The organism is Enterobacter cloacae complex sp. 382A5, assembly GCF_050031095.1.
GTDB lineage: Bacteria > Pseudomonadota > Gammaproteobacteria > Enterobacterales > Enterobacteriaceae > Enterobacter > Enterobacter cloacae.
Genome location: NZ_JBLGVK010000001.1, coordinates 3,274,586 through 3,300,014, shown reverse-complemented (window position 1 = coordinate 3,300,014; position 25,429 = coordinate 3,274,586). Strand labels below are relative to the sequence as shown.

General features: G+C 53.4%; 22 protein-coding genes and 6 tRNA genes. 11 read left to right on the top strand and 17 right to left on the bottom strand.

Annotation, left to right across the window (positions count from 1 at the left end; genetic code table 11):
* Positions 1-5: 5 nt before the first annotated feature.
* The 3 genes from ptsH to cysZ form a co-directional block, all read right to left on the bottom strand.
* Positions 6-263 (bottom strand): phosphocarrier protein Hpr, encoded by a 258-nt coding sequence (ptsH, locus tag ACQG2G_RS15545; RefSeq protein ID WP_000487600.1) that lies wholly within the window; start codon positions 261-263, stop codon positions 6-8.
* A 317-nt stretch (positions 264-580) separates the two neighbouring features.
* Positions 581-1,552, bottom strand: a complete 972-nt coding sequence (gene cysK, locus ACQG2G_RS15540; RefSeq protein WP_013098198.1) for a cysteine synthase A — start codon at positions 1,550-1,552, stop codon at positions 581-583.
* Positions 1,553-1,715: 163 nt separating this feature from the next.
* Positions 1,716-2,477: a sulfate transporter CysZ gene (gene cysZ, locus ACQG2G_RS15535; protein ID WP_013098197.1), complete on the bottom strand. Its 762-nt coding sequence runs from the start codon at positions 2,475-2,477 to the stop codon at positions 1,716-1,718.
* Between the two features lie 230 nt (positions 2,478-2,707).
* Here cysZ and zipA point away from each other — a divergent pair, with 230 nt between their 5' ends.
* From zipA to ACQG2G_RS15520, 3 genes are all read left to right on the top strand, one after another.
* Positions 2,708-3,694 carry a cell division protein ZipA gene (zipA, locus tag ACQG2G_RS15530; protein WP_248079040.1) on the top strand — a complete coding sequence of 329 codons (987 nt, stop codon included), beginning with the start codon at positions 2,708-2,710 and terminating at the stop codon, positions 3,692-3,694.
* 69 nt (positions 3,695-3,763) lie between these two features.
* Complete coding sequence (ligA, locus tag ACQG2G_RS15525) at positions 3,764-5,779, top strand: NAD-dependent DNA ligase LigA (protein WP_013098195.1); 2,016 nt, start codon at positions 3,764-3,766, stop codon at positions 5,777-5,779.
* Position 5,780: 1 nt separating this feature from the next.
* A complete protein-coding gene (locus tag ACQG2G_RS15520) occupies positions 5,781-5,996 on the top strand; it encodes a DUF3820 family protein (RefSeq protein WP_003861328.1) in 216 nt (71 codons plus the stop codon).
* Here the strand turns inward: ACQG2G_RS15520 and ACQG2G_RS15515 are convergent.
* Positions 5,993-6,988, bottom strand: coding sequence for a bile acid:sodium symporter family protein (locus tag ACQG2G_RS15515; RefSeq protein WP_029883927.1), 996 nt, complete (start codon positions 6,986-6,988; stop codon positions 5,993-5,995). The genes ACQG2G_RS15520 and ACQG2G_RS15515 overlap by 4 nt on opposite strands.
* An 89-nt stretch (positions 6,989-7,077) precedes the next feature.
* On the opposite strand from ACQG2G_RS15515, the gene ACQG2G_RS15510 reads away from it, so the two are divergent.
* Positions 7,078-8,013: a LysR family transcriptional regulator gene (locus ACQG2G_RS15510; protein WP_013098193.1), complete on the top strand. Its 936-nt coding sequence runs from the start codon at positions 7,078-7,080 to the stop codon at positions 8,011-8,013.
* On the opposite strand, the gene ACQG2G_RS15505 is transcribed toward ACQG2G_RS15510, so the two are convergent.
* The 5 genes from ACQG2G_RS15505 to ACQG2G_RS15485 all read right to left on the bottom strand — a co-directional run bounded on the left by ACQG2G_RS15505 (position 8,010) and on the right by ACQG2G_RS15485 (position 8,910).
* The gene (locus tag ACQG2G_RS15505; RefSeq protein ID WP_045293407.1) at positions 8,010-8,351 is read right to left on the bottom strand and encodes a FlxA-like family protein; all 342 of its coding nucleotides are present in this window, start codon (positions 8,349-8,351) and stop codon (positions 8,010-8,012) included. The genes ACQG2G_RS15510 and ACQG2G_RS15505 overlap by 4 nt on opposite strands.
* Before the next feature lie 180 nt (positions 8,352-8,531).
* Positions 8,532-8,607 (bottom strand) — tRNA-Lys (locus tag ACQG2G_RS15500).
* A gap of 4 nt (positions 8,608-8,611) precedes the next feature.
* Positions 8,612-8,687, bottom strand: a tRNA-Val gene (locus ACQG2G_RS15495).
* Between the two features lie 29 nt (positions 8,688-8,716).
* Positions 8,717-8,792, bottom strand: a tRNA-Val gene (locus ACQG2G_RS15490).
* A gap of 42 nt (positions 8,793-8,834) precedes the next feature.
* Positions 8,835-8,910: transfer RNA gene (locus ACQG2G_RS15485), tRNA-Val, on the bottom strand.
* A 258-nt stretch (positions 8,911-9,168) separates the two neighbouring features.
* Between ACQG2G_RS15485 and gltX the strand changes: the two genes are divergently transcribed.
* A complete protein-coding gene (gltX, locus tag ACQG2G_RS15480; protein WP_061772724.1) occupies positions 9,169-10,584 on the top strand; it encodes a glutamate--tRNA ligase in 1,416 nt (471 codons plus the stop codon).
* A gap of 43 nt (positions 10,585-10,627) precedes the next feature.
* Here gltX and ACQG2G_RS15475 read toward each other — a convergent pair whose 3' ends face one another.
* Together ACQG2G_RS15475 and ACQG2G_RS15470 are read right to left on the bottom strand one after the other, a co-directional pair.
* A complete protein-coding gene (locus ACQG2G_RS15475; protein WP_094084934.1) occupies positions 10,628-11,023 on the bottom strand; it encodes a YfeC-like transcriptional regulator in 396 nt (131 codons plus the stop codon).
* Between the two features lies 1 nt (position 11,024).
* Positions 11,025-11,387, bottom strand: coding sequence for a YfeC-like transcriptional regulator (locus ACQG2G_RS15470; RefSeq protein ID WP_020690601.1), 363 nt, complete (start codon positions 11,385-11,387; stop codon positions 11,025-11,027).
* 217 nt (positions 11,388-11,604) lie between these two features.
* Between ACQG2G_RS15470 and ACQG2G_RS15465 the strand changes: the two genes are divergently transcribed.
* The 3 genes from ACQG2G_RS15465 (at position 11,605) to ACQG2G_RS15455 (ending at position 14,201) form a co-directional block, all read left to right on the top strand.
* A tRNA-Ala gene (locus ACQG2G_RS15465) sits at positions 11,605-11,680 on the top strand.
* A 41-nt stretch (positions 11,681-11,721) separates the two neighbouring features.
* Positions 11,722-11,797: transfer RNA gene (locus ACQG2G_RS15460), tRNA-Ala, on the top strand.
* A gap of 214 nt (positions 11,798-12,011) precedes the next feature.
* The gene (locus ACQG2G_RS15455) at positions 12,012-14,201 is read left to right on the top strand and encodes an EAL domain-containing protein (RefSeq protein ID WP_094084933.1); all 2,190 of its coding nucleotides are present in this window, start codon (positions 12,012-12,014) and stop codon (positions 14,199-14,201) included.
* 44 nt (positions 14,202-14,245) lie between these two features.
* Here ACQG2G_RS15455 and ACQG2G_RS15450 read toward each other — a convergent pair whose 3' ends face one another.
* Positions 14,246-15,433 carry a NupC/NupG family nucleoside CNT transporter gene (locus ACQG2G_RS15450; RefSeq protein ID WP_013098187.1) on the bottom strand — a complete coding sequence of 396 codons (1,188 nt, stop codon included), beginning with the start codon at positions 15,431-15,433 and terminating at the stop codon, positions 14,246-14,248.
* Between the two features lie 349 nt (positions 15,434-15,782).
* Between ACQG2G_RS15450 and ACQG2G_RS15445 the strand changes: the two genes are divergently transcribed.
* Positions 15,783-17,021: an Nramp family divalent metal transporter gene (locus tag ACQG2G_RS15445; RefSeq protein WP_038984362.1), complete on the top strand. Its 1,239-nt coding sequence runs from the start codon at positions 15,783-15,785 to the stop codon at positions 17,019-17,021.
* Between the two features lie 33 nt (positions 17,022-17,054).
* Here the strand turns inward: ACQG2G_RS15445 and ACQG2G_RS15440 are convergent, their stop codons facing one another.
* Positions 17,055-17,411, bottom strand: coding sequence for a DUF2502 domain-containing protein (locus ACQG2G_RS15440; protein ID WP_013098185.1), 357 nt, complete (start codon positions 17,409-17,411; stop codon positions 17,055-17,057).
* A 125-nt stretch (positions 17,412-17,536) separates the two neighbouring features.
* Positions 17,537-18,535, bottom strand: a complete 999-nt coding sequence (mgrA, locus tag ACQG2G_RS15435; protein ID WP_023619795.1) for an L-glyceraldehyde 3-phosphate reductase — start codon at positions 18,533-18,535, stop codon at positions 17,537-17,539.
* Between the two features lie 184 nt (positions 18,536-18,719).
* Between mgrA and ipdC the strand changes: the two genes are divergently transcribed.
* A complete protein-coding gene (ipdC, locus tag ACQG2G_RS15430; RefSeq protein ID WP_248079037.1) occupies positions 18,720-20,378 on the top strand; it encodes an indolepyruvate decarboxylase in 1,659 nt (552 codons plus the stop codon).
* Here ipdC and ACQG2G_RS15425 read toward each other — a convergent pair whose 3' ends face one another.
* Positions 20,379-21,614, bottom strand: a complete 1,236-nt coding sequence (locus ACQG2G_RS15425) for an ion channel protein (protein ID WP_029881751.1) — start codon at positions 21,612-21,614, stop codon at positions 20,379-20,381. It abuts the gene before it with no gap.
* A 205-nt stretch (positions 21,615-21,819) separates the two neighbouring features.
* Here ACQG2G_RS15425 and glk point away from each other — a divergent pair, with 205 nt between their 5' ends.
* Positions 21,820-22,785, top strand: coding sequence for a glucokinase (glk, locus tag ACQG2G_RS15420; protein WP_038420298.1), 966 nt, complete (start codon positions 21,820-21,822; stop codon positions 22,783-22,785).
* Between the two features lie 31 nt (positions 22,786-22,816).
* Here the strand turns inward: glk and ACQG2G_RS15415 are convergent, their stop codons facing one another.
* Both ACQG2G_RS15415 and ACQG2G_RS15410 read right to left on the bottom strand, forming a co-directional pair.
* A complete protein-coding gene (locus tag ACQG2G_RS15415; RefSeq protein WP_013098180.1) occupies positions 22,817-23,548 on the bottom strand; it encodes a LytR/AlgR family response regulator transcription factor in 732 nt (243 codons plus the stop codon).
* Between the two features lie 13 nt (positions 23,549-23,561).
* Positions 23,562-25,259, bottom strand: coding sequence for a LytS/YhcK type 5TM receptor domain-containing protein (locus ACQG2G_RS15410; RefSeq protein WP_061772520.1), 1,698 nt, complete (start codon positions 25,257-25,259; stop codon positions 23,562-23,564).
* Between the last annotated feature and the right edge of the window lie 170 nt (positions 25,260-25,429).

The following is a 25,429-nucleotide window of genomic DNA, read 5'->3' as shown; positions in this document are numbered from 1 at the left end:
GAAATTTACTCGAGCTCAGCCATCAGTTTTACCAGATGCTCAACTGCTTTCTGCTCGTCTTCACCTTCAGCAGAGATAGTGACAACGGTGCCCTGAGTCAGGCCCAGAGTCTGCAGTTTGAACAGGCTTTTTGCGCTAGCGCTTTTGCCGTTGGAAGTCACAGTGATTTCAGAAGTGAAGCCTTTCGCTTCTTTAACAAACTGAGCAGCAGGGCGGGTGTGCAGACCGTTCGGAGCGGTAATGGTAACTTCTTGCTGGAACATTGTATTTCCCCAACTTATAGGTTTAGTGTTGTGGAACTAAAGTCTAGCCTGGCGACTGAACTTTAGCCTGTATTGTTAGCGCTGACGTTTCGATCGTCATTAAACATTATGCAGCGAAAGCAAGACTTGAACCAAATCATAAAATCGATTCAGCAAGGGTATTTCGTTCGCTGATTAATTTCACGCATCAAAATAATTGCTGGTTTAAATACCAGACCCAACGGGGTGAATCAATGCCAGGAGGGGTAAAACTTTGAAGCAGGCCACAAAAAAGCACCTAAAAAGGTGCTTTTTTACGCGTTATTAACATGCTGGCATTACTGTTGCAGTTCTTTCTCGGTAAACAGATCGGCAAACAGTGCAGTGCTTAAGTAACGCTCACCTGACGAAGGTAGGATAACCACAATATTCTTGTTGGTAAAGGACTCATCTTCCTGAAGTTTGAGCGCCGCCGCAACGGCAGCACCGGAAGAGATACCGGCCAGAATACCTTCTTCATCCATCAGGCGGCGTGCCGTCGAGATGGCTTCTTCGTTCGTGATCGTGACGACTTTATCGATAAGCTTCAGATCCAGGTTACCCGGAATAAAGCCTGCGCCGATACCCTGAATCTTGTGCGGGCCCGGCTTGAGCTCTTCACCCGCCAGCGCCTGGGTGATAACCGGCGAGTCGGTCGGCTCAACGGCCACGGTGATCAGGTCTTTTTTACCTTTCGTGCCTTTAATATAGCGTGACACACCGGTCAGCGTACCGCCGGTACCCACGCCGGAGATAAACACATCAACCTGGCCATCGGTATCTTCCCAGATTTCCGGGCCGGTGGTTTTCTCGTGGATTTCCGGGTTTGCCGGGTTGCTGAACTGCTGAAGCAGCAGATATTTCGCCGGATCGCTGGCAACAATCTCTTCGGCTTTCTGAATGGCACCTTTCATGCCCTTCGCGCCTTCGGTCAACACCAGATTTGCACCCAGCGCTTTTAGCAGCTTGCGGCGTTCGATGCTCATGGTTTCAGGCATGGTCAGCGTCAGCTTATAGCCACGCGCCGCAGCCACATAGGCCAGCGCAATACCGGTGTTGCCGCTGGTAGGCTCCACCAGCTCAACGCCTGGCTTGAGCACGCCACGTTTTTCGGCATCCCAAATCATATTTGCACCGATACGGCATTTTACGCTGAAGCTCGGGTTGCGGGATTCGACCTTCGCCAGAATGCGTCCATTACCGATACGGTTCAGTCGAACCAGGGGCGTATGACCGATAGTCAGCGAGTTGTCTTCATAAATCTTACTCATGGCCTGTCCTTAACTGTATGAAATTGGGATACCGACCCAGCATACCTGCTAAGCAGGTAGGGGGAAGTAAGGAATTCGCATATCTATATACTGCAAGGAAATAATGGGGATCAGTATGGAATAAGGGATAGCATAAGCCATCCCTTGTTTACACATTTTTGCATTACTTCCATAACGCGTGCTTAGCACGGTAGCAGTCGACCCACATTGCCGTTGCGCCGCACACCGCAACGGGCATGATGAAAAGATTAAGGAAGGGGATCAAGGTGAACAGGCTGGTAAGCGCGCCAAACTGCATATTGGCCACTTTCTGCGTGCGCAGCGCGGTGCGCATCTCTTTAAAGGGCACCTTGTGGTTATCAAACGGGTAGTCGCAGTACTGAATAGCCAGCATCCAGGCGCTGAACAGGAACCACAGCACGGGCGCAACCGTCTGGCCGATACCGGGCACCAGATAAAGGAGAAGCAGTACAATTGCACGGGGGAGATACCAGGCGAATTTTTGCCATTCGCGCTTCATGATGCGCGGAATATCTTTCATGATCCCCAGTACGCCCGTGTCTGGTGGTGTGGCACCTGTCAGACGCGCTTCGAGCTGTTCCGCCAGCAGTCCGTTAAACGGCGCTGCAATCCAGTTGGCAATCGTTGAGAAGAAATAGCCGAACACCAACAGCACAGAAATCACCGCGAGTGGCCACAACAGATAGCTTAGCCACTGCAGCCAGTCAGGTACATAACTCATCATGGCCGGGACCCAGCTTTCAAGCTTCGTGAAAAGCCACCAGAAGGCGCCGCCCATAAGAATAATGTTGATCAGCAAGGGCAGAATGACGAAACGTCGAATACCCGGCAGGGAGACCAGTTTCCAGCCCTGAGAAAAATACCAGACGCCGCTGCGTGGGGGAGAAGAAGATGTTGAAACCATAACCAGGCTGTACTCCTTTTTTCACAACCAGTGGAATTGCCCGCCTATATTATCCAGTTAGGGACCAATGACCAGTTCGGAAATGTTCGAAAAAACAGCAAAAAGCACGATTTAGTTCATCTTTATGCTGTGAATGCTCTGCACACACTTGCACTTGACGTAAACGGCAAATACTCTTAGTGAGTAAATGTTTGCCGTGGTGGCAAGGTGTTAGAACAACAGAGAATATAATGATGCAGGATTTGCGTCTGATATTAATCATTGTTGGCGCGATCGCCATAATCGCTTTACTGGTACATGGTTTCTGGACCAGCCGTAAAGAGCGTTCTTCTATGTTTCGCGATCGCCCACTGAAGCGCATGAAGTCCAGTCGTGACGACGATGACAGTGAATATGACATCGACGAGCGCGATGACGACGGCGTGGGTGAAGTTCGTGTTCATCGGGTCAATACTGCGCCCGGCGCGGCTCATGGGGAGCATGAAGCCCCCCGTACTGCACAGCACCAGTATCAACCGCCGTATGCTTCTGCACAGCCGCGCCAGCCTGCGCCGCAGCCTGTGGAAGAGCCGGTGCGTCAGCCGCCGCAGCAGCCTGTTCAACAGCAGCCAGCTGCGCCGCAGCCGGTTCCACAGCAACCCGTGCAGCAGCCTGTACAACCGCAGCCTGCTCCGCCGGTACAGCAACCGCCGCAACAGCCTGTTCAGGTGCAGCCTGCACCACAGCCAGCCCTGGCACCGCAGGTTGAGCCAGAGCCCGTTGTAGAGCCAGAACCGGTTGTTGAAAAACCGCAGCGTAAAGAAGCGGTGATCATCATGAACGTGGCCGCCCATCACGGCAGCCATCTGAACGGTGACGTGCTGCTTAACAGTATTCAACAGGCTGGCTTCAAGTTTGGCGACATGAATATTTTCCATCGCCACCTGAGCCCGGACGGTAGCGGCCCGGCGCTGTTTAGCCTGGCGAATATGGTCAACCCTGGCACCTTCGACCCTGAAATGACGGGCGATTTCGTGACGCCGGGTGTGACGATCTTTATGCAGGTTCCGTCTTACGGTGACGAACTGCAAAACTTTAAGCTGATGCTGCAGTCCGCTCAGCACATCGCTGACGAAGTGGGTGGTGTGGTACTCGACGACCAGCGTCGCATGATGACGCCGCAGAAACTGCGCGAGTATCAGGACCGCATCCGCGAAGTTAAGGAAGCCAACGCGTAATCGACGCGTTTTCTTCAACTCCTCCTCAACCCCCGCCTGTCGGGGGTTTTTTCTCATTGATGGTGCGATATGGACTCAATCGAACAACAAATCACTGAACTGCGAACCACGCTTCGCCATCATGAATACCTTTATCATGTGATGGACGCACCGGAAGTGCCGGATGCGGAGTACGATCGCCTGATGCGTGAACTGCGCGATTTAGAGGCGCAGCACCCGGAGTTGATCACCCCGGACTCGCCAACCCAACGTGTCGGCGCTGAACCGCTAGGTGCGTTCAGCCAGGTACGTCATGAAGTGCCGATGCTCTCTCTGGATAACGTCTTCGATGAAGAGAGCTTCCTCGCCTTTAATAAGCGTGTGCAGGATCGACTCAAAAGCAGCGACGCCCTGACCTGGTGCTGTGAGCTGAAGCTGGATGGCCTGGCCGTCAGTATCCTGTATGAAAACGGCGTGCTGGTCCGTGCCGCAACGCGCGGTGATGGCACCACCGGGGAAGACATCACCACCAACGTGCGTACCATCCGCGCGATCCCGCTGAAGTTGCACGGCGACAATATTCCTGCTCGTCTGGAAGTGCGCGGTGAAGTTTTCCTGCCGCAGGCGGGCTTCGAGAAAATCAACGAAGAGGCGCGTCGCACCGGTGGGAAGGTGTTTGCGAACCCGCGCAACGCGGCGGCAGGCTCTTTACGCCAGCTGGACCCGCGTATTACCGCGAAGCGACCGCTTACTTTCTTCTGCTATGGCGTCGGTATTCTGGAAGGAGGGGAGCTGCCGGACACCCACCTCGGGCGTTTGCTGCAGTTTAAAGCGTGGGGCTTGCCGGTCAGCAACCGCGTGCAGCTTTGCGACTCACCGGAGGCGGTTCTTGCGTTTTATCGCAAAGTTGAAGAAGACCGCCCGACGCTCGGTTTTGATATCGATGGTGTGGTGATCAAGGTTAACTCGCTTGCGCTTCAGGAGCAGCTAGGCTTTGTGGCGCGAGCACCGCGCTGGGCTGTGGCGTTTAAATTCCCGGCCCAGGAGCAGATGACCTTTGTCCGCGATGTGGAGTTCCAGGTGGGCCGTACCGGAGCCATCACGCCGGTTGCGCGTCTGGAGCCGGTGCACGTGGCCGGTGTGCTGGTGAGCAACGCCACGCTGCATAACGCGGATGAAATCGATCGTCTTGGCCTGCGTATTGGTGACAAAGTGGTGATTCGCCGGGCGGGAGATGTGATCCCGCAGGTCGTCAACGTGGTTCAGTCAGAGCGCCCTGATGATACGCGCGCCATCGTGTTTCCGACGCATTGCCCGGTATGTGGCTCAGACGTAGAGCGTGTGGAAGGCGAAGCGGTGGCTCGCTGTACCGGGGGATTAATCTGTGGCGCGCAGCGTAAAGAGTCACTCAAGCACTTCGTTTCCCGACGGGCAATGGACGTTGACGGCATGGGCGACAAAATTATCGACCAGCTGGTTGAGAAAGAGTATGTCCACACGCCTGCGGATCTTTTCAAACTGACGGCGGGTAAGCTGACCGGGCTTGACCGCATGGGGCCGAAGTCGGCTCAGAATGTGGTGAATGCGCTGGAAGCCGCCAAAGAGACCACGTTTGCCCGTTTCCTCTATGCGCTTGGTATTCGTGAGGTTGGGGAAGCCACCGCAGCAGGTCTGGCGGCGTACTTTGGCACGCTGGACGCGCTGGAGAAAGCGAGCATTGAGGAGCTGCAAAAAGTGCCTGATGTCGGCATTGTGGTAGCCACGCACGTCTTTAACTTCTTTGCCGAAGAGAGCAACCGCGACGTCATCGGAAAACTGCTGGAGCAGGGCATTAAATGGCCTGCGCCAGTCGTCGTCAATGCCGAAGAGATCGACAGCCCGTTTGCCGGTAAAACGGTAGTACTGACCGGCAGTCTCAGCCAGCTTTCACGGGATGATGCGAAGGCGCGTCTGGTGGCGCTGGGGGCAAAAGTGGCGGGCAGCGTGTCGAAGAAAACGGATCTGGTGATCGCCGGGGAAGCCGCCGGTTCCAAGCTTGCAAAAGCGCAGGAGCTCGGGATTGAGGTAATCGATGAAGCAGAAATGATGCGTCTGTTGGGAGAGTAACGTGGAAAAAGAGCAGCTCGTCGAGATCGCCAATACAGAGATGCCGTTCGGTAAATATAAGGGCCGCAGGCTGATTGATTTGCCGGAAGAGTATCTGCTGTGGTTTGCCCGAAAGGATGAATTCCCGGCGGGACGACTGGGCGAGCTAATGGCCATCACGCTACTGATTAAAACCGAGGGGCTGACACAGCTGGTTCAGCCCCTGAAACGTCCTTAAGCCTTCGCGGCGCGGGTCTCTTCCTGCGCCAGTTTTTCCGTCTGACGTTTATAACGACGCGCCAGTACCGCACAGACCATCAGCTGGATCTGATGGAAAATCATCAGCGGCAGTACCATCATCCCAATCACTGAGGTCGGGAACAGAATGTTGGCCATCGGGATGCCGTTTGCCAGGCTCTTCTTCGAGCCGCAGAACACAATGGTGATTTCGTCTGCTTTGTTGAAGCCGCACTTGCGTGCCACAAAGACGTTTACCGCAATGACAATCGCCAGCAGGACGATACTGACCACCACGATAAACAGCAGCGAACCTGCGCCCACCTTATGCCAGATACCATTCACCACGGCTTCGCTGAAGGCGGAGTAAACCACCAGCAGGATCGACGTCTGATCGGTTTTTGAGATCCATTTCTTGTGCTTCGCCACAAACGCCCCCGTCCACGGACGAGAAAGATGACCAAGGACAAATGGAAGAAGCAGCTGCAGACAGATTTTCCCGACCTGCTCCAGATTACCGCCTGCACCGTGCATATTCATCAGCAGGCCAACCAGCAGCGGCGAGACGAAAATCCCTAACAGGCTTGATGCCGATGCCGAGCAGACAGCGGCCGCGACGTTGCCGCCTGCCAGCGAAGTAAAGGCAATCGCGGACTGGACGGTGGCTGGCAAAATACAGAGGTAGAGGAAACCGGTATAGAGCGCCGGGTCAACATTGACCGGAGCCCACCACGCAAACAGCACGCCGAGTATTGGGAACAGAATAAAGGTGCTGCACATGACCCACAGGTGGAGTCGCCAGTGGCTCCCCCCTGCGATAATGGCTTCGCGAGAGAGTTTGGCGCCGTGCATAAAGAACAGCAGCGCGATGGCCGCGGTGGTGAGTCCTTCAAAGAATGGTACAAAACCGCCGCGCGCGGGGAAGAAGGAGGCCAGTAAAACGGTGACGACCAGGGTAAGTGTAAACGGATCAAGAATACGAAATAGTTTCATAATGACTCCTGAAAACAGATGTCGCTATTGTGCTTTGTTCCCTTTGAGAAATAAAATTGATTTATTGCATCTATTCATGAATTAAACAGATGAATTATTCCTTACGTCAGCTTCGCGTTTTTGTCACCGTGGCCCATGCCCGCAGCTTCAGCCGGGCAGGGGAGATCATTGGCCTGAGCCAGTCGGCCGTCAGCCACAGTGTGAAAGAACTGGAACTCCAGACAGGTGTGCGTCTACTCGACCGCACCACGCGTGAAGTGGTATTAACCGAAGCCGGACAGCAGCTGGCACTGCGACTGGAGCGGTTACTGGATGAACTGAACAGCACGCTCAGGGATGTCGGGAGACTGGGGCAGCAGCTTTCTGGCACCGTACGGGTGGCAGCAAGCCAGACGATTTCGGCGCATCTTATTCCGCAGTGTATTGCTGAGGGTAACCAGCGCTATCCGGATATCGATTTTGTGCTGCACGACAGGCCGCAACAGTGGGTGCTGGAGAGCATCCGCCAGGGCGATGTGGATTTTGGCATCGTCATCGATCCCGGCCAGGTGAGTGACCTGGAGTGTGAGATTGTGCTTTCTGAGCCTTTTTTGCTGCTCTGTCGGGACGACGATCCGCTGGCAATGCTGCCTCATGTCAGCTGGCAGACGCTGCAGGGCGCGAAACTGGTTTTACAGGATTATGCATCGGGCAGCCGTCCGTTGATTGACTCCGCGCTGAATGCTCAGGGGGTAAAAGCAACCATCGTGCAGGAGATTGGTCACCCGGCTACGCTGTTTCCTATGGTTGAGGCAGGCATTGGGATCAGCGTATTGCCTGCCCTGGCGCTGCCGTTGCCACAGGGGAGCCGGCTGGCTGTAAGACGGTTGACCCCGGTGGTTGACAGAAAGCTGATGCTGGTTCGACGAAAAAATCGTTCTCTTTCGGGGGCGGCACAGGCTATCTGGGAAGTGGTGCGTATCCAGGCGCAACGGTTAACCGAAGCCCGCATACGCGACCCACTGTTTAATGCTGCAGATGATTAGATGTAAATATCGATCTGATTGACATCTGATGGGTTGTTTACCCCTTCCACTTTGCCCTGCTTCTGATCTTGTTTCTTCTGGGCCTCTTCCGCCTGCTGGCGCAATAGTTGTGCAAGCTGTGTCTGCAGCACTTTAAGCTGTGCCTGAATGAGCTCCTGCTGTTTTTTCTTCTCTTCCGGGCTGCCAGCTCTCTCTGGCAGCTCTTTTAGCTGTTGAGTCAGTTTGGTGATTTGCTCCGTAATGCGGCTGATTTGGGCAGCAATATCGTTGCCACTGGAAGCACTCCCACCACTGTTACTGGTTTGAATAGGGTGGGTTGATGTCTGAATGGTCGTCATAGTCTTTCCTCTTACCATAAAACAGAGATATCGGCACCGATGGTGGGAGCTTGAGGAAAACTGCTATATCTGGCAGGGCGTTAGGCTGGCTGGAGCGGCTACAGGAAGTTTCTGTGCAAAAGATTCGAACCGTCCATATCGCAGATAGCAAAAAAGCGCCTTTAGGGCGCTTTTTAACATTGGTGGGTCGTGCAGGATTCGAACCTGCGACCAATTGATTAAAAGTCAACTGCTCTACCAACTGAGCTAACGACCCGAAATGGTGGGCGATGACGGGCTCGAACCGCCGACCCCCTCCGTGTAAAGGAGATGCTCTACCAACTGAGCTAATCGCCCATTTCGGAACTGCTGCGATAAGGTGAGAATGGTGGGCGATGACGGGCTCGAACCGCCGACCCCCTCCGTGTAAAGGAGATGCTCTACCAACTGAGCTAATCGCCCAATCTCAATTCTTATCTACACTGCGAGTCTACGTGAAGTAGATGGTGGGTGATGACGGGCTCGAACCGCCGACCCCCTCCGTGTAAAGGAGATGCTCTACCAACTGAGCTAATCACCCCCGCTGTGTGGAGTCGCATTATAGGGAGAGTTGAAAATGAGTCAACGCATTTTCTAAAGTTTTTATTCGTTCGTCGTAAAATTAAACAAAACGATCGTGAAATGGGCTGTGGCGCATGATTTCTAAACAAAAACAGCAAACTCGGTCACGATAAAGGGATCGACATTGAGGAATCGCCGCACAGTGATAGAATATTGCCCATCGTTTTTTCCCCAGGATTTGCCGATTGCCGGCATCTTTATAACGTAAGGCCATTTCATGAAAATCAAAACTCGCTTCGCGCCCAGCCCGACAGGCTACCTGCACGTCGGTGGTGCACGTACTGCTCTCTATTCCTGGCTTTTTGCACGCCACAACAAAGGTGAGTTCGTGCTGCGTATTGAAGACACCGATCTCGAGCGCTCCACGCCGGAAGCAATTGAAGCCATTATGGATGGGATGAACTGGCTGAATCTGCAGTGGGATGAAGGTCCTTACTTCCAGACCAAACGTTTTGACCGTTATAACGCGGTAATTGACGAGATGCTGGTCGCGGGTACGGCATACAAATGCTATTGCTCTAAAGAGCGCCTGGATGCGCTACGTGAAGAGCAGATGGCGAAAGGCGAAAAGCCGCGTTACGACGGCCGCTGCCGCCATGACCACAGCGAGCATGCCGCTGATGAACCTTGCGTGGTGCGTTTTGCTAACCCACAGGACGGCTCTGTTATTTTTGACGACCAGATCCGTGGCCCAATCGAATTCAGCAACCAGGAGCTGGACGATCTGATCATCCGCCGTACCGACGGTTCTCCAACTTATAACTTCTGCGTGGTGGTTGACGACTGGGACATGGAAATCACCCACGTTATCCGTGGCGAAGACCATATCAATAACACCCCGCGCCAGATCAACATCCTGAAAGCGTTAAATGCCCCTGTTCCGGTCTATGCGCACGTTTCAATGATCAACGGTGACGACGGTAAAAAGCTGTCTAAACGTCACGGTGCGGTCAGCGTTATGCAGTATCGCGACGACGGCTATCTGCCGGAAGCGCTGCTGAACTACCTGGTGCGTCTGGGCTGGGCTCATGGCGATCAGGAAATTTTCAGCCGCGAAGAGATGATCGATCTGTTCTCTCTGAACTCTGTGAGCAAATCCGCCAGTGCGTTCAACACTGACAAGCTGCTGTGGCTGAACCACCACTACATCAATACCATGCCGCCGGAATATGTGGCGACTTACCTGCAGTGGCACATTGAGCAGGCCAATATTGATACCCGTACTGGCCCTGAGCTGGCGGAGCTGGTGAAACTGCTCGGCGAGCGTTGCAAGACGCTGAAAGAGATCGCCGAAAGCTGCCGCTACTTCTATGAAGAGTTTGATGAGTTCGATGCGGATGCCGCGAAGAAACATCTGCGTCCTGTTGCGCGTCAGCCGCTGGAAGTGGTACGTGACAAACTGGCTGCCCTCACTGAGTGGACCGCCGAGAATGTGCATCATGCGATTCAGGCTACCGCTGACGAACTGGAAGTCGGTATGGGTAAAGTAGGTATGCCACTGCGCGTAGCGGTGACCGGTGCGGGTCAGTCTCCGGCGCTGGATGTTACCGTTCACGCGATCGGTAAGTCTCGCAGCGTGGCGCGTATTAACAAGGCTCTGGGATTTATTGCTGAACGCGAAAACCAGCAGTAAAACAGCCTGAGATGCAAAAACGGCAGGGTAACCTGCCGTTTTTTTATGCGTGTAATTCAGCAATACCCAGGCGCGTAAGAAAACCGCTGATGCCTTCGCGTTTTAGCAACACGTGCAGTCGCTCCTGTTCCAGCTGCGTCATGTTTTCCAGCGTGTCGATAATCTGCACAAGCAGATTCGACGACGCAGGATCGCCATAGGGCATCGTTGCTTCTGCCAGGCGGTAAACCGCCTGACGGTTGCGAATGGCCGGGAGGTTCATGATATGCTCCTTCACCCGAGCATCAATATGGATCAGCCGCGCCCGTCCCCCTTTCACGCCATTGATCCCTTCGGTTTTCCAGCCCTGCTGACGAATCCAGCGGTTAACGGTTTGTCGGGCAACACCCAGGCTGTTCGCCAGCTCTTCCGTGGTCATTTTGCTGCGTAATCTTTTCATATCAGTTATGGTCGCGAATCCCTAAACGTTGCAACAATCCGGTAATCCCTTCCCGCAGTAACAGCGATGTCATCTGCTTTTGCTCTTCCGGCGTCATTTCATTCGCCAGCGTCAGAAGTAATGTGTGCAGAGAACCGTTTTGCAACGCATTTTCCGGCATATCTGCGGTTTCCGTTGCCCGGCGCGCGCTGCGGATAAAGTCACGCACTTTCTCGTTCACATGTACCAGGCGCGCTTTCCCGCCCTGAACTCCCGGTTTTGGCGATGTAATCCAACCCTCTTTGCGTACCCATTTATTGATGGTCTGGCGGCTATAGCCAGTGAGGAGGGCTAACTCTTCTGGCGTCATTCGTTCCTTGATCATACAATTTCCTGAATATTTGTGGGGTCAATTAACGGTTCATTTTATAGCACCGTTTTAGGTGAAAACGTGACAGGCTTAACTCCTGACTGCGAGGCGGCTCGCAAAGTGGTTCATTTGCATGATTTTTCGGCGATTGAACGGCAGTGATTGATTTTGCCGTTGACACTCCGCAGCGGAATTCATATTATGCCGCCCGTCAACATGACAGCTTTACGATGGGGCTATAGCTCAGCTGGGAGAGCGCTTGCATGGCATGCAAGAGGTCAGCGGTTCGATCCCGCTTAGCTCCACCAAACTCTGAACCCAACAGAGTAGGGTAAGTAAAGTAACATGTGGGGCTATAGCTCAGCTGGGAGAGCGCTTGCATGGCATGCAAGAGGTCAGCGGTTCGATCCCGCTTAGCTCCACCAAAATTTGAACCCTCGTCGAAAGACGGGGGTTTTTTTATGTCTTTGTAACGACCTTCACCCTCTTTTGTTGCCAAATTAGCAGCGTTCCTATACCTCGCCTCAATCCAAATCAATAAACGAGTCTATAAATGGACTTCAACTTGATTCGAGCAATTAATAAACCTATTATCCGTCCGGCCAATAATTTGCATGGTAAAACAGATTATCCAACTTAATGAATAGAAAAACTTACAATAATGTAAAGATATTTATGATTGCTCTGGCGCTGTGTTTGATTACGGTGCCCTTTTCCCGTTATATCTCTCCACGCGCTATAGTAAATGGTCATGATGTTTATCTGGCATGGCTGCCGTTAAGCGTTATGCTGGCTGTCATTTTGTTATTTGGGCGTCGGGCAATCATTCCCATTCTTTTAAGTTTCACTATTGCTAACATCTATAATATTAATTTAGCACCACTACAATATTTAGTATTATTGATCTGTCAGACGTTTTCTGTCTTTGCTGCCTGCGGTGTCCTGCGCCTTGTGCTGGGCAAACGCTGGCGTCACTGCGTGCCGAACAAACACATTGGGCAACGTATATTCTGGCTGGGCTTTATGGTGCCGATAGGCATTAAAGGGTTGATGTATCTGGCTGGCTTTTTATTTGATTTTCCCGTGACTATCTCAACATTCTTTGGCGAAGGCACCGTAATTTATAACATCGTTGATATTCAAAGCTTGATATGCGCAGCGTTGATTTTCACCATGATGTTCTATTATCCATTAAGAATGATAATTAATCCCCGCTATGTCAGAACCTTTTGGCTGCGGAGCGTGAAGCCAGTGTTTTTTCACAAAAAATCTTTGTATGTATTCATCTGGCTGGCTTTTTTAATTTTCACCCTTGCCGTGTTATGTGCGCCATTTGAGTCACCGGTTATTGCTGGCTATTTAATGCCAGTCATTTTTATTCTCTTTACGCTAGGTATCAGTCGCCTCAGCTATGCGCTCATCTCTTTACTGTGGGCTGCATCCGCTCTGCTGCTGTTGACCTATAACTACAACTTCCTTAATGGCGTCGAATCTGGGCATTCACTCTCCTTTATCCTGTCTGTGCTGATCTCTTTCGCTATCTGTCTGCTTTATATGTCGCGGCTCTACCAGCGAAGCAACTGGTTGAAGCAGGACTGGCAGGACAGGGCGCTGACCGACCCGCTGACTGGTTTACCGAATATTCGGGCGCTGGAAGAGTTTCTTCAGGCTCAGCCGGATGCAAAAATCTGCTGCCTGCGGATGGACAACCTGGAATTTTTAAGCCGCCACTACGGCATTCTCATGCGGGTGCATTGCAAACGTAGGGTAACCACCTCCCTGCAGCCGCTGTTGCAGAAAGATGAGAAGCTCTTCCAGTTGCCAGGCAGCGAGCTGGTCATTGTATTGCTGGGGCCTGAAACCGCTGAACGGCTGCAGCATATGGTCGATCAATTAAACAGCCGAAAAATTTACTGGAACAACACGGGGCTGGATATCGAGTTTGGCGCATCCTGGGGAATGGTCGAAAACGGCGAGAACTTGCACCATACGCTGGGCCAACTGAGCTGGCTTGCCGAGCAGTCATGCGGAGCGCATAACGTACTCGCGCTCACCAATAGCCTGGAGGCCGCGTCGGGGCAAACCACAGAACGGGTGCTGATGTTAGCGCGTATCAAACATGCCCTGGATGCCGGTCAGTTTCATTTATATGCCCAGCCAATCCAAAAAGCGGACGGCAGCGGTTATTACGAAATACTGGCGCGCATGGAAAGCGAGGGAGAGATTATCACGCCTGACCGCTTCATCCCGCTGATTGCCCAGTTTAACCTGAGCCACCGGTTTGATATGTGCGTGCTGGAAAAACTGTTGTTGTGGTTGCGCGATCATCCTGCGTCGCAGGGTGGCACTCGCTTTTCTGTCAACCTGATGCCCCTGACGTTGATGCAAAAAGAGGTGGCTACCGAGATTAGCGCGTTGTTCGAACACTATGGTATCGCACCGCAGGAGGTTGTCCTTGAGATCACGGAAGAGCAGGCCTTCTCGAACTCTGGCAGCAGTATCAAAAATCTTCAGCAGCTGCGGGATCGTGGGTTCCGTATCGCGATTGATGATTTTGGTACCGGCTATGCCAACTACGAACGACTCAGACGCCTTCAGGCGGATATCATTAAAATAGATGGCTGCTTTGTTAAAGATATCTGTACCGACGACATGGACGCGATGATTGTGCAGTCGATTTGTAATCTGGCAAAAACCAAATCACTGAGTGTGGTGGCAGAATATGTGGAGACGCCGGCGCAACGCGACATGCTGCTGCGTTTTGGTGTGGATTACCTGCAGGGATACCTGATAGGCAAGCCGACGCCGCTTGACGCACTGCAGGCATAAAAAAACCGGGAGCCAGGCTCCCGGTTCTCATATAACGTGACGGGTTACAGTACCAGTGCTGCGATAGACGCTGACAGTACGCTCACCAGCGTTGAGCCGTAAACCAGTTTCAGACCGAAGCGAGAAACAACGTTACCCTGTTCTTCGTTCAGACCTTTAATCGCACCGGCGATGATACCGATGGACGAGAAGTTCGCGAAGGAAACCAGGAACACGGACAGGATGCCTTCCGCACGTGGAGAAAGCGTGCTGGCGATTTTCTGCAGATCCATCATTGCAACGAACTCGTTAGAAACCAGTTTGGTCGCCATGATACTGCCAACCTGCAGCGCTTCGTGAGCAGGGACACCCATCACCCAGGCAACAGGGTAGAAGATGTAGCCCAGGATGCCCTGGAAGGAGATGCCCAGAACCGCGGCGAACAGGGCGTTCAGGGCAGAGATCAGGGCGATGAAGCCGATCAGCATCGCGGCAACGATAATCGCCACTTTAAAGCCCGCCAGAATATATTCACCCAGCATTTCAAAGAAGCTCTGACCTTCGTGCAGATTTGCCATCTGCAGGTTCTCTTCGCCTTCCTCAACACGGTATGGGTTGATCAGTGACAGCACGATAAAGGTACTGAACATATTCAGCACCAGAGCAGCAACCACATATTTTGGTTCCAGCATGGTCATATACGCGCCCACGATAGACATGGAAACGGTGGACATTGCTGTTGCGGCCATGGTGTACATACGGTTACGGGACATCTTGCCGAGAATATCTTTATACGCGATAAAGTTCTCTGACTGGCCCAGAATCAGGGAGCTGACGGCGTTGAATGATTCCAGCTTACCCATACCGTTAACTTTGGACAGTACGGTACCAATGGCGCGGATCACAATCGGCAGAACACGGATGTGTTGCAGAATACCAATCAGCGCAGAGATGAAGACGATTGGGCAAAGTACTTTCAGGAAGAAGAACGCCAGCCCTTCGTCGTTCATTTTACCGAAGACAAAGTTCGTCCCTTCGTTGGCGAATCCGAGCAGTTTTTCGAACATTTCGGAGAAGCCTTTTACGAAGCCAAGCCCCACGTTGGAGTTCAGGAAGAACCACGCGAGCAAAACTTCAATAACGAGAAGCTGAACAACAAAGCGAATGCGGATTTTTTTACGGTCATGGCTGACCAGCAACGCAAGCGCAGTAACGACAACGAGTGCCAGGACAAAGTGAAGGACGCGGTCCATATTTGCTCCAAATATGAGGCAGGTTTAATTTTCGTGCACATTCTATGTAACAACCGAAAAGAAAACGAGATCAAGGACACACTATAGTTACATCTTGTGACGAGTCTCAAAAATAGTGATCCACAATACATTTTTGTTATGTTAGGTAAATGAGTGAAAAGTTAAGTTTGTGTGCTAGTCTTCACAAAAGAGCGCGCGATTTCGGTTTCTGTTAGAGCGCCCCCGCTTACCCGCCTGTCTATCGTTCAAAGCTATCAGAGAAATCACTGCAATCGTTACAAATGATCTTGATAATCATTCTCATTTTGATAGCATTAAACATAGCAAAGGCTATATTTCAGAGGCAGAAATGACAAACAGTCGCGTAGAGGGTAGCAGTGGCAGAGCAGCGCGCAAGTTGCGGTTCGCATTAATGGGACCTGCGTTCATCGCTGCCATTGGCTATATCGATCCAGGCAATTTTGCGACCAATATTCAGGCCGGGGCCAGCTTTGGCTATAAGCTTCTGTGGGTGGTTGTCTGGGCTAACCTGATGGCTATGCTGATTCAGATGCTCTCCGCAAAACTGGGTATTGCCACCGGTAAAAACCTGGCGGAACAGATCCGCGATCATTACCCGCGCCCGGCGGTATGGTTGTACTGGATCCAGGCGGAAATCATTGCGATGGCAACCGATCTTGCCGAATTCATTGGTGCGGCAATTGGTTTCAAGCTGATCCTTGGCGTATCGCTGCTGCAGGGGGCGGTGCTTACCGGCATTGCCACCTTCCTTATTCTGATGCTGCAGCGTCGGGGGCAAAAACCGCTGGAAAAAGTCATCGGCGGCCTGCTGCTGTTTGTCGCTGCGGCCTATATTGTCGAACTGATTTTCTCGCAGCCTAACCTGGCGCAGCTCGGTAAAGGGATGGTGATCCCAAGCCTGCCAACCTCTGAAGCGGTGTTCCTCGCTGCCGGGGTGCTGGGGGCGACCATCATGCCACATGTGATTTACCTTCACTCCTCGTTAACCCAGCACCTGCACGGGGGGACGCGCAAAGAACGCTACTCGGCAACCAAATGGGATGTGGCTATCGCCATGACGATTGCCGGTTTTGTGAATCTGGCGATGATGGCTACCGCTGCCGCAGCGTTCCACTTTAACGGTCACACCGGCATTGCCGATCTCGACCAGGCCTATCTGACGCTGGAGCCGTTACTGAGCCATGCGGCTGCGACCATATTTGGCTTAAGCCTGGTGGCGGCAGGTCTCTCCTCTACGGTGGTAGGAACACTGGCCGGGCAGGTGGTCATGCAGGGGTTCGTCCGCTTCCATATACCGCTGTGGGTACGTCGCACCGTCACAATGTTGCCGTCATTTGTGGTGATCCTCATGGGGCTGGACCCAACACGCATTCTGGTCATGAGCCAGGTGCTGCTGAGCTTCGGGATCGCACTTGCGCTGGTGCCGCTGCTGATCTTTACCAGCAACAAACATCTGATGGGTGAACTGGTTAACACCACGCTGGTGAAACGGACCGGATGGGTCATCGTGGTTGTGGTAGTGGCGCTGAACCTGTGGTTACTGATAGGCACGGCATTGGGGTTATAAAAGAAAAAGGAGCCGGGAGGCTCCTTTTTTAGATTAGTGACGACCGTGGCCGTGACCATGTCCACCGCGACCTTTACCGCCGCGATCCCAACCGCCACGGCGGTCATCACGGTCGTTCCAGCCTTCGCGATAACCACGCTCGTAGGCGTTGTTTTTGTACCAGCCGCGGTGCAAACCATTATCATGTTTCCACCAGCGGTCGCCGCGCCACTCATAGTGACGGTGCCAGTAGTCACGGTCGCGCCAGTAGCCACCGTCCCAGTATCTGCCGTAGTCGTCACGATCGCCAATTTGTAATTTTACTGATGGCAACAGGGTGATTTCGCCAGCAGTGGCGACCAGCGGGGCCGAAGCCAGTAATACCGCTGCAAGAATCAGTGACCTGAACATACTCTTCTCCTTCACGATCGGGGCCTTAGGGGGCCTGTTAACGCAATTTTACGAGTTGGGAAAGCCTCGTTTCATCGCCTCAACTCCGAATTCAGACGTGATAGCACTTTTTGCTAAAACAGGATTTATTTTGAGCTATTCAGGATCCCGTCTATGGTGGCAAGCTCTTCCGCCGTGAAATGGCGGTTCTCCAGCATGCCCACTGCATCGTCTATTTGCCCGGTTTTACTGGCGCCAATCAGTACGGAAGTTACCGCCTCGTGGCGCAAAATCCAGGCCAGCGCCATCTGAGACAGCTTCTGTCCCCGGCTTTCTGCCAGCGCGTTCAACTTTTTGACTTTTTCCAGTTTCTCCTGGGTTATCTGATCCGGGTTCAGGAACTTACTCCCGCTCGCGGCACGGGAGTCCGCCGGAATGCCGTTCAGATAACGATCGGTCAGTTGACCACCCGCCAGCGGCGAAAACGGAATGCAGCCGACACCTTTTTCCTGCAAAACGTCCAGCAAGCCCGCTTCCGGAGCACGTTCAAACATTGAATATTTCGGCTGATGGATCAGACACGGCGTGCCAAGGTCATGGAGTATGTCGATAGCCTGCCGTGCAAGCTCGGCCGGGTAATTGGACAAACCGACATACAGGGCTTTCCCCTGACGCACCAGATGGTCAAGCGCTTTCATTGTCTCCTGCAGCGGCGTTTCCGGGTCTGGACGGTGGTGGTAGAAGATATCGACATACTCCAGCCCCATACGTTTCAGACTTTGATTCAGGCTTGCGATGAGATATTTGCGCGATCCCCAGTCACCGTAAGGGCCGTCCCACATGGTATAGCCCGCTTTCGTCGAGATGATCAGCTCATCGCGCCACGGCAGAAAATCTTCCTGCAAAATGCGGCCGAAATTGCGTTCGGCAGAACCGGGAGGCGGACCATAGTTATTGGCAAGGTCGAAGTGTGTAATACCAAGATCAAACGCGCGCTGTAAAAGTTGACGGCTGTTTTCGATAAGCGTGGCGTCACCGAAGTTGTGCCAGAGCCCAAGAGAGACGGCGGGTAATTTAACGCCACTTTGCCCACAGCGACGATACAGCATTGTCTGATAACGGTTTTTATCTGGCTGATAGTGCATTCCCATGACCTCTGGCGCTAAAAAGTAAGAACAGTGTATGCGTTTACACTGATGCGAAAAAACAGAGCATAGCGCAGCCTTTTTTGTAAAGCATTCTTTCCATACTCTTCTTTCTGCCATTTCTGGACAGCCATCACGCTTATTTAATACTCAAAGTGAGGTCAACGTCAGAAGGACACCTGTTATGCGAACCCCGTACTGCGTCGCCGATTACCTGCTGGACCGTCTTACAGATTGTGGTGCCGATCATCTGTTTGGCGTGCCGGGCGACTATAACCTGCAGTTTCTCGATCATGTCATCGACAGCCCGGATATCTGTTGGGTGGGCTGTGCCAATGAGCTAAACGCATCTTATGCCGCTGACGGATATGCCCGATGTAAGGGCTTTGCCGCGCTGCTGACAACATTTGGCGTAGGGGAATTAAGTGCCATGAACGGCATGGCCGGCAGCTTTGCTGAGCATGTTCCGGTGTTACACATTGTGGGGGCACCGGGCACGGCCTCACAGCAAAAAGGGGAGCTGCTGCACCACACGCTGGGTGATGGAGAGTTCCGCCACTTCTACCATATGAGTGAACCGATCACGGTCGCGCAGGCGATCCTGACCGAACAAAATGCCTGCTATGAAATCGACAGAGTATTAACAACCATGCTGCGGGAGCGACGTCCAGGCTACCTGATGCTGCCTGCTGATGTGGCTAAAAAATCAGCCACGCCGCCTGTAAACGCTCTCACGTTTAAGACAGTGCATGCCGATAACGCCTGCCTGAAAGCGTTCCGAGATGCCGCCGAGAGCAGACTGAAAACAAGCAAGCGTACCGCGCTGTTGGCCGATTTCCTGGTCATGCGCCACGGCATGAAACATGCCCTGCAGAAGTGGGTGAAAGAGGTGCCCATTGCCCACGCCACCATGCTGATGGGCAAGGGCATTTTTGACGAACGCCAGCCCGGTTTTTATGGCACGTACAGTGGTTCGGCAAGCGTCGGGGCGGTAAAAGAGGCCATCGAAGGGGCGGATACGGTACTGTGCATTGGCACGCGTTTTACCGATACCCTGACGGCGGGGTTTACCCATCAGCTGACGCAGGCGCAAACGATAGAAGTGCAGCCCCATGCCGCACGGGTGGGGGATGTCTGGTTTACCGGTATCCCTATGTCTGACGCGATCGAGACGCTGGTGGCTCTCTGCAAACAGTATGTCCACGATACCCTGGCGCCAGTCTCTCACAGCGGTATCGCCTTCCCGCAATCCGAGGGCTCGCTCACTCAGGAGAATTTCTGGAGCACCCTGCAAACCTTTATTCGCCCGGGTGACATTATTCTTGCCGACCAGGGGACGTCAGCCTTTGGTGCGATCGATCTGCGTCTGCCTGCAGACGTGAATTTTATCGTCCAGCCGCTGTGGGGCTCCATTGGCTACACCCTGGCCGCGGCGTATGGTGCCCAAACCGCCTGTCCAGACCGGCGCGTCATTGTGCTCACGGGGGATGGCGCCGCGCAGTTGACCATTCAGGAACTGGGCTCGATGCTGCGTGATAAACAGCACCCCATTATCCTGGTGCTCAACAATGAAGGGTACACCGTAGAAAGGGCCATTCACGGACCGGAACAGCGCTATAACGACATTGCCTTATGGAACTGGACGCAAATTCCGCAGGCACTGAGCCTGGATCCTCAGGCACAGTGCTGGCGGGTCGATGAAGCGGAACAGCTGGCGGAGGTGCTCGAAAAAGTGGCACACCACGAGCGACTGTCACTGATTGAAGTGATGCTACCCAAAGCGGATATCCCGCCGCTGTTAGGGGCGATTACCAAAGCGCTGGAAGCGCGTAACAACGCCTGATCACTTGTCGTTACGCCAGGCCATCATCATCGGTTTGCCCGCCAGCAGGAGCCAGGCGGGCAACATCACAATGCAAAGTAACGGGATGAGAGTAGTATCCGGAACCACCACCGCGGCCATAAACAGGCTCAGCCAGGCATCACGTGTCACCACCAATACCAGCCCCAGAATAGAGCAAGAGACGGTAATCGCCGCCGGAACCGCATCCACATGTTCATGCAGCATCAGCCCCAACGCGACGCCAACAAAGACCGCCGGGAAGATCCGTCCGCCACGGAAACCGCACGCTGCCGCCACCACCAGCGCAGCCAGCTTTATGAGCGCAAACAGCAGATAATCGGACACGCTAAACACCTGACTGAAGGCCAGCTGTTGCATCTCATCCAGACCTTTAAACAGCGTTACCTTACCGCCGATGGCCCCTAAAATGCCGAGGATCAATCCGCCGACCCCGAGGATAAGCACCGGATGTTTGAGCTTATGCACCAGCCGGTGCAGACGCGGCAGACACCATACGGCGATCATCCCCAGCGCAATGGCAATCGCGACCACAACCGCACCGCTGAAGATATCGGCTATCTGCATCTGGCCATAGTGGGGAAGGGAGAGCGAGAAGTGTGGATTGAAAAAAAGACTGGTGGTGAGCGCACCGGCCGCAGCAGCCATCAGTGGCGCAAAGAGTTTATCCCAGAGCGGCACGTCGTTATTGCTGGAGAGCGTCTGCGAGAAAATCAGCGCGGCCGCGACCGGCGTGCCGAAGAGCGCGCCAATGGTGCCAGCCGATGCCAGAATCGTCCAGTCCAGGGCCCCGACGCGGGGCAAAATGCGTGAACCGAGATACACCGCCAGACCGATGTTGACCGCCATGATCGGGTGTTCCGGCCCCAGGCTAACGCCGCCCGCCAGACCGATAATCAACGCGATAATGAGCCCTGGCAGCGCTGCAGGTGCGACCGGGGCACCAATCAGCGGTTCCAGCGCCGGATCAGGCCCGGCGTGCCCAGGGCTAAAGCGGATCACCAGACCCACCGCAACCCCCGTCAGGGTCAGCATCATTATGATCCATGCCGGCGAATCAACGCTGATACCCACCTGAGCCGGAAGCGCCGTCCATAACATCGTTTGTAGCACCGAGGCGACTTTCATCACGACGATAAGCACCAGGCTTGAGACAATACCAATAATTAAGGCCGGGATTGCCAGCAACAGCATGGTTCTGGCTCGCGGGTGGAGCATGATAATTTCCTTGTACAAAAAGGTATTACGTTACTTTGCACAATCAGCATTGTGGCAATAGTGCAAAAGGTGCTGAAACGGTAAAGTTATTCTGTGACGAAGATCGATAATCCCGGGGCATTCACCTTCCGGTCGTTGTTGTTATCACGCCTTGAATTTACAGTGTTCCAAAGATTTATTCTGACTTTAGCGGAGCAGTAGAAGAATGACAAAGTATGCTTTGGTAGGAGATGTGGGCGGCACTAACGCGCGCCTGGCATTATGCGATGTAAGTAGCGGTGAAATTTCCCAGGCGAAAACCTATTCAGGGCTGGATTACCCCAGCCTTGAGGCCGTTGTACGCGTCTATCTGGAAGAGCACAAGGTCAGCGTTGAAGATGGCTGTATCGCGATTGCCTGCCCGATTACCGGCGACTGGGTCGCGATGACCAACCATACCTGGGCATTTTCCATCGCCGAGATGAAAAAGAACCTCGGCTTTGCACATCTGGAAATCATCAACGACTTTACTGCGGTGTCGATGGCCATCCCGATGCTGAAGCCAGAGCACCTGACTCAGTTTGGCGGTACTGCCCCGGTAGAAGGCAAGCCGATTGCCGTATACGGTGCCGGTACAGGGCTGGGCGTTTCGCATCTGGTTCATGTTGATAAGCGCTGGGTGAGTCTGCCGGGTGAAGGTGGCCACGTGGACTTTGCACCGAACAGCGAAGAAGAGGGCATTATTCTGGAAGAGCTACGCGCTGAGATCGGCCACGTGTCGGCTGAGCGCGTGCTTTCCGGCCCGGGGCTGGTAAACCTGTATCGTGCCATTGTGAAGTCTGACGGCCGTCTGCCGGAAAATCTGCAGCCGAAAGACGTGACCGAGCGCGCACTGGCAGACAGCTGCATCGACTGCCGTCGCGCACTGTCGCTGTTCTGCGTGATCATGGGGCGTTTTGGTGGCAACCTGGCGCTTACGCTCGGCACCTTCGGTGGCGTTTACATTGCCGGTGGCATTGTGCCGCGCTTCCTGGAGTTCTTCAAAGCGTCAGGCTTCCGCGGCGGGTTCGAAGACAAAGGACGTTTTAAAAGCTACGTGCAGGACATTCCTGTTTACCTGATTGTGCACGACAACCCGGGTTTACTTGGCTCGGGCGCCCACCTGCGTCAGGTGCTCGGCCAGATCCTCTAAAACCCAGCCCCTCTCTTGCGGGAGAGGGGATTTACAGGTGCATTAACTGGCGGAACTCTTTGACCTTGCTGCGGCTCACTGGCACCTGAAAATCAAGATCCTTCAGGCGCAAAATGTAGGTATTGTTAAACCACGGCTCGATCTCGCGGATCTTGTTTAAATTCACACAAAACGAGCGGTGACAGCGGAAGAAATGCGCTGTCGGCAGCTTGCTGCAAAACTCGGTAATGTTCATCGCCATCACGTACGATTCCCGCCGCGTATAGACAAACGTCATCTTTTCATGGGCTTCGGCATAGTAGATATCGTTAACCGGCGTCACGATGATACGTTCATCCTTCACCAGGTTAATCGTGTCATTCTCACGTACTGCGGGGCTTGCGGTGACAGGGGCGTTCTGCTGTTGCCACGCGGCCTCCAGCTTTTGCAGCATAGTGACGATGCGCGACTCCTGGTAAGGCTTAAGGATATAGTCAAACGCCTCCAGCTCGAAGGCTTCAACCGCGTGCTCCTTCCAGGCGGTGACGAAGACAATAAACGGCTTATGGGCAAACTGATTGATGTTTTGCGCCAGTAATACGCCATCCAGCGACGGAATGTTGATATCAAGAAAAATGGCATCAACGCGGTTATGCTGCAAAAACTTCAGCACGTCCAGACCATCGTCAAACGTGCCCACGATCTCCATCTGACTGTGCGTTTTGATGAGCCAGCTCAGCTCCTGTTGAGCCAGAAACTCATCTTCTACAATGATCACTTTCACGGGTTACTCCGGCCTAAGGCAACAGGGATGTAGACGCATGAACGGGAGAGCGTTCATTCGGAATATAAAAGGCGATCTCGGTGCCCGGTTCAAGGCGCTGAATATGCAGCCCGTCGCCGTACAGCAGTTTGACCCGGTGGTGGACATTCAGCAGCCCAATCTTATTCCCCGGTATCTCGTTGGCCTCAACGCGCTCAATGACTTTAGGATCAATTCCGTGGCCGGTATCACGCACGGCAATCCGCACGCGGTTGCCGCTTTCGGTCACGCTGATGGTCACCACCCCTTTCCCTTTACACGGCTGAATCCCATGGACGATAGCGTTCTCAACCAGTGGCTGGATCAGCAGGCTTGGGATCACACAATTGACCTCTTCATCAATATCGTAAATGACCGTGAGTTTGTCACCAAAGCGCGCCTGCTCAATCGCAATGTAATCCTTGATCTGATAAAGCTCTTTTTTAATGTCGATCTGCTCGTCATCTTTTAGCTCAATGTTGTAGCGCAGATAGCGTGACAGATTGAAAATCAGCTGACGTGCGGTATCCGGATTAAGTCGAATGGACGAGGAGATCGCATTCAGCGCGTTAAACAGAAAATGAGGATTAATTTTACTCTGCAGCGCGCGCAGCTCTGCCTTATTTGCCATCTCGCGCAGCTGTTCCGCGCGGGAGACCTCCAGCTGGGTAGAGATAATCTGCGACAGCCCGATGGCCATCTCCTGCAGGGAGGAGGTGATCTGGTGCGCGTGGCAGTAGTAAATTTTCAGGGTTCCCGTCACCACGCCTTTCTCCCACAGCGGGATCACCAGCATGGAGTGAATTTCTGGGGTTCTGTGGGCTTCATCATTGTTTTTAATGATGATTTTACCGTAATTGATCGCCTGCCTGGTGGTGGGGCTGATGGTGTCATCGCTGTCCTGATAGTTATGCTCACCCACGCCAACATAGGCCAGGACGTGGTCGATATTGGTAATGGCCACGGCATCGGCATGAATATCGCGACGGATGATATCGCAGACCTGACGTAAGGATTCGGCGTTAACATGGCGGAAGAGCGGCAGCGTTTTGTTGGCGATATCCAGCGCCAGCTTGGCCTGACGTGCGGCGCTGGCCTCTTTTTCCCCTTCAACGCTTTGCACCAGCAGCACGATAAAACCGATACAGACGCTGCCGAGGATCATCGGAATACCGATTTTAGAGACAATATCCAGCCCCAGCGCAATAGTGGGAGCCCAGACGACCACCAGAACCATGGTCAGCGTTTCGCACAGCATGCCCGCGATGATCCCGGCGCGCCAGTGCTGCTTTTTCGGTATTTTGCGGTTAATCCAGCCGGAAAGGACGCCGGCGATGATGCTGGTGATAAAACACGGCACCGCCGTCACGCCGCCGATATCTATCAGGTAACGATGTGTCCCGGCAATGAGACCCGTAATAATGCCCACCCAGGGGCCAAACAAGATCCCACCGGACATCACGGCGATAACACGCACGTTGACCAGCGACCCTTCTACCGGCACCCCGGACCAGGTGCTGAACAGGGCGAACAGTGAAAAGATGGCGGTAACGGCCAGCAGCTCTTTTGCCGAGTGGGCGGACTTGTGCAAAAGCTCGCGGAACAGGCGAATACGAATGAGGAAAAACAGGCAAATCAGCATTAATGCCGCACGGTCAAAAACCGCCAGCAGCATATCGAATATTTCGTGCACGAGTCGACCAGCGAAAAGAGGAAAGCCCAATGATAAAAAACCTGACGCCTGTTGACCAGCTATCCGTCGTGTTTATCAAATGAGGAAAAACCATAATCTTCAAAGGGGATTGAGGGTGGCTTCCTGAAGATGCCAGTTTTTTTTACTCCTGGAGAACGACAAGGTAACAG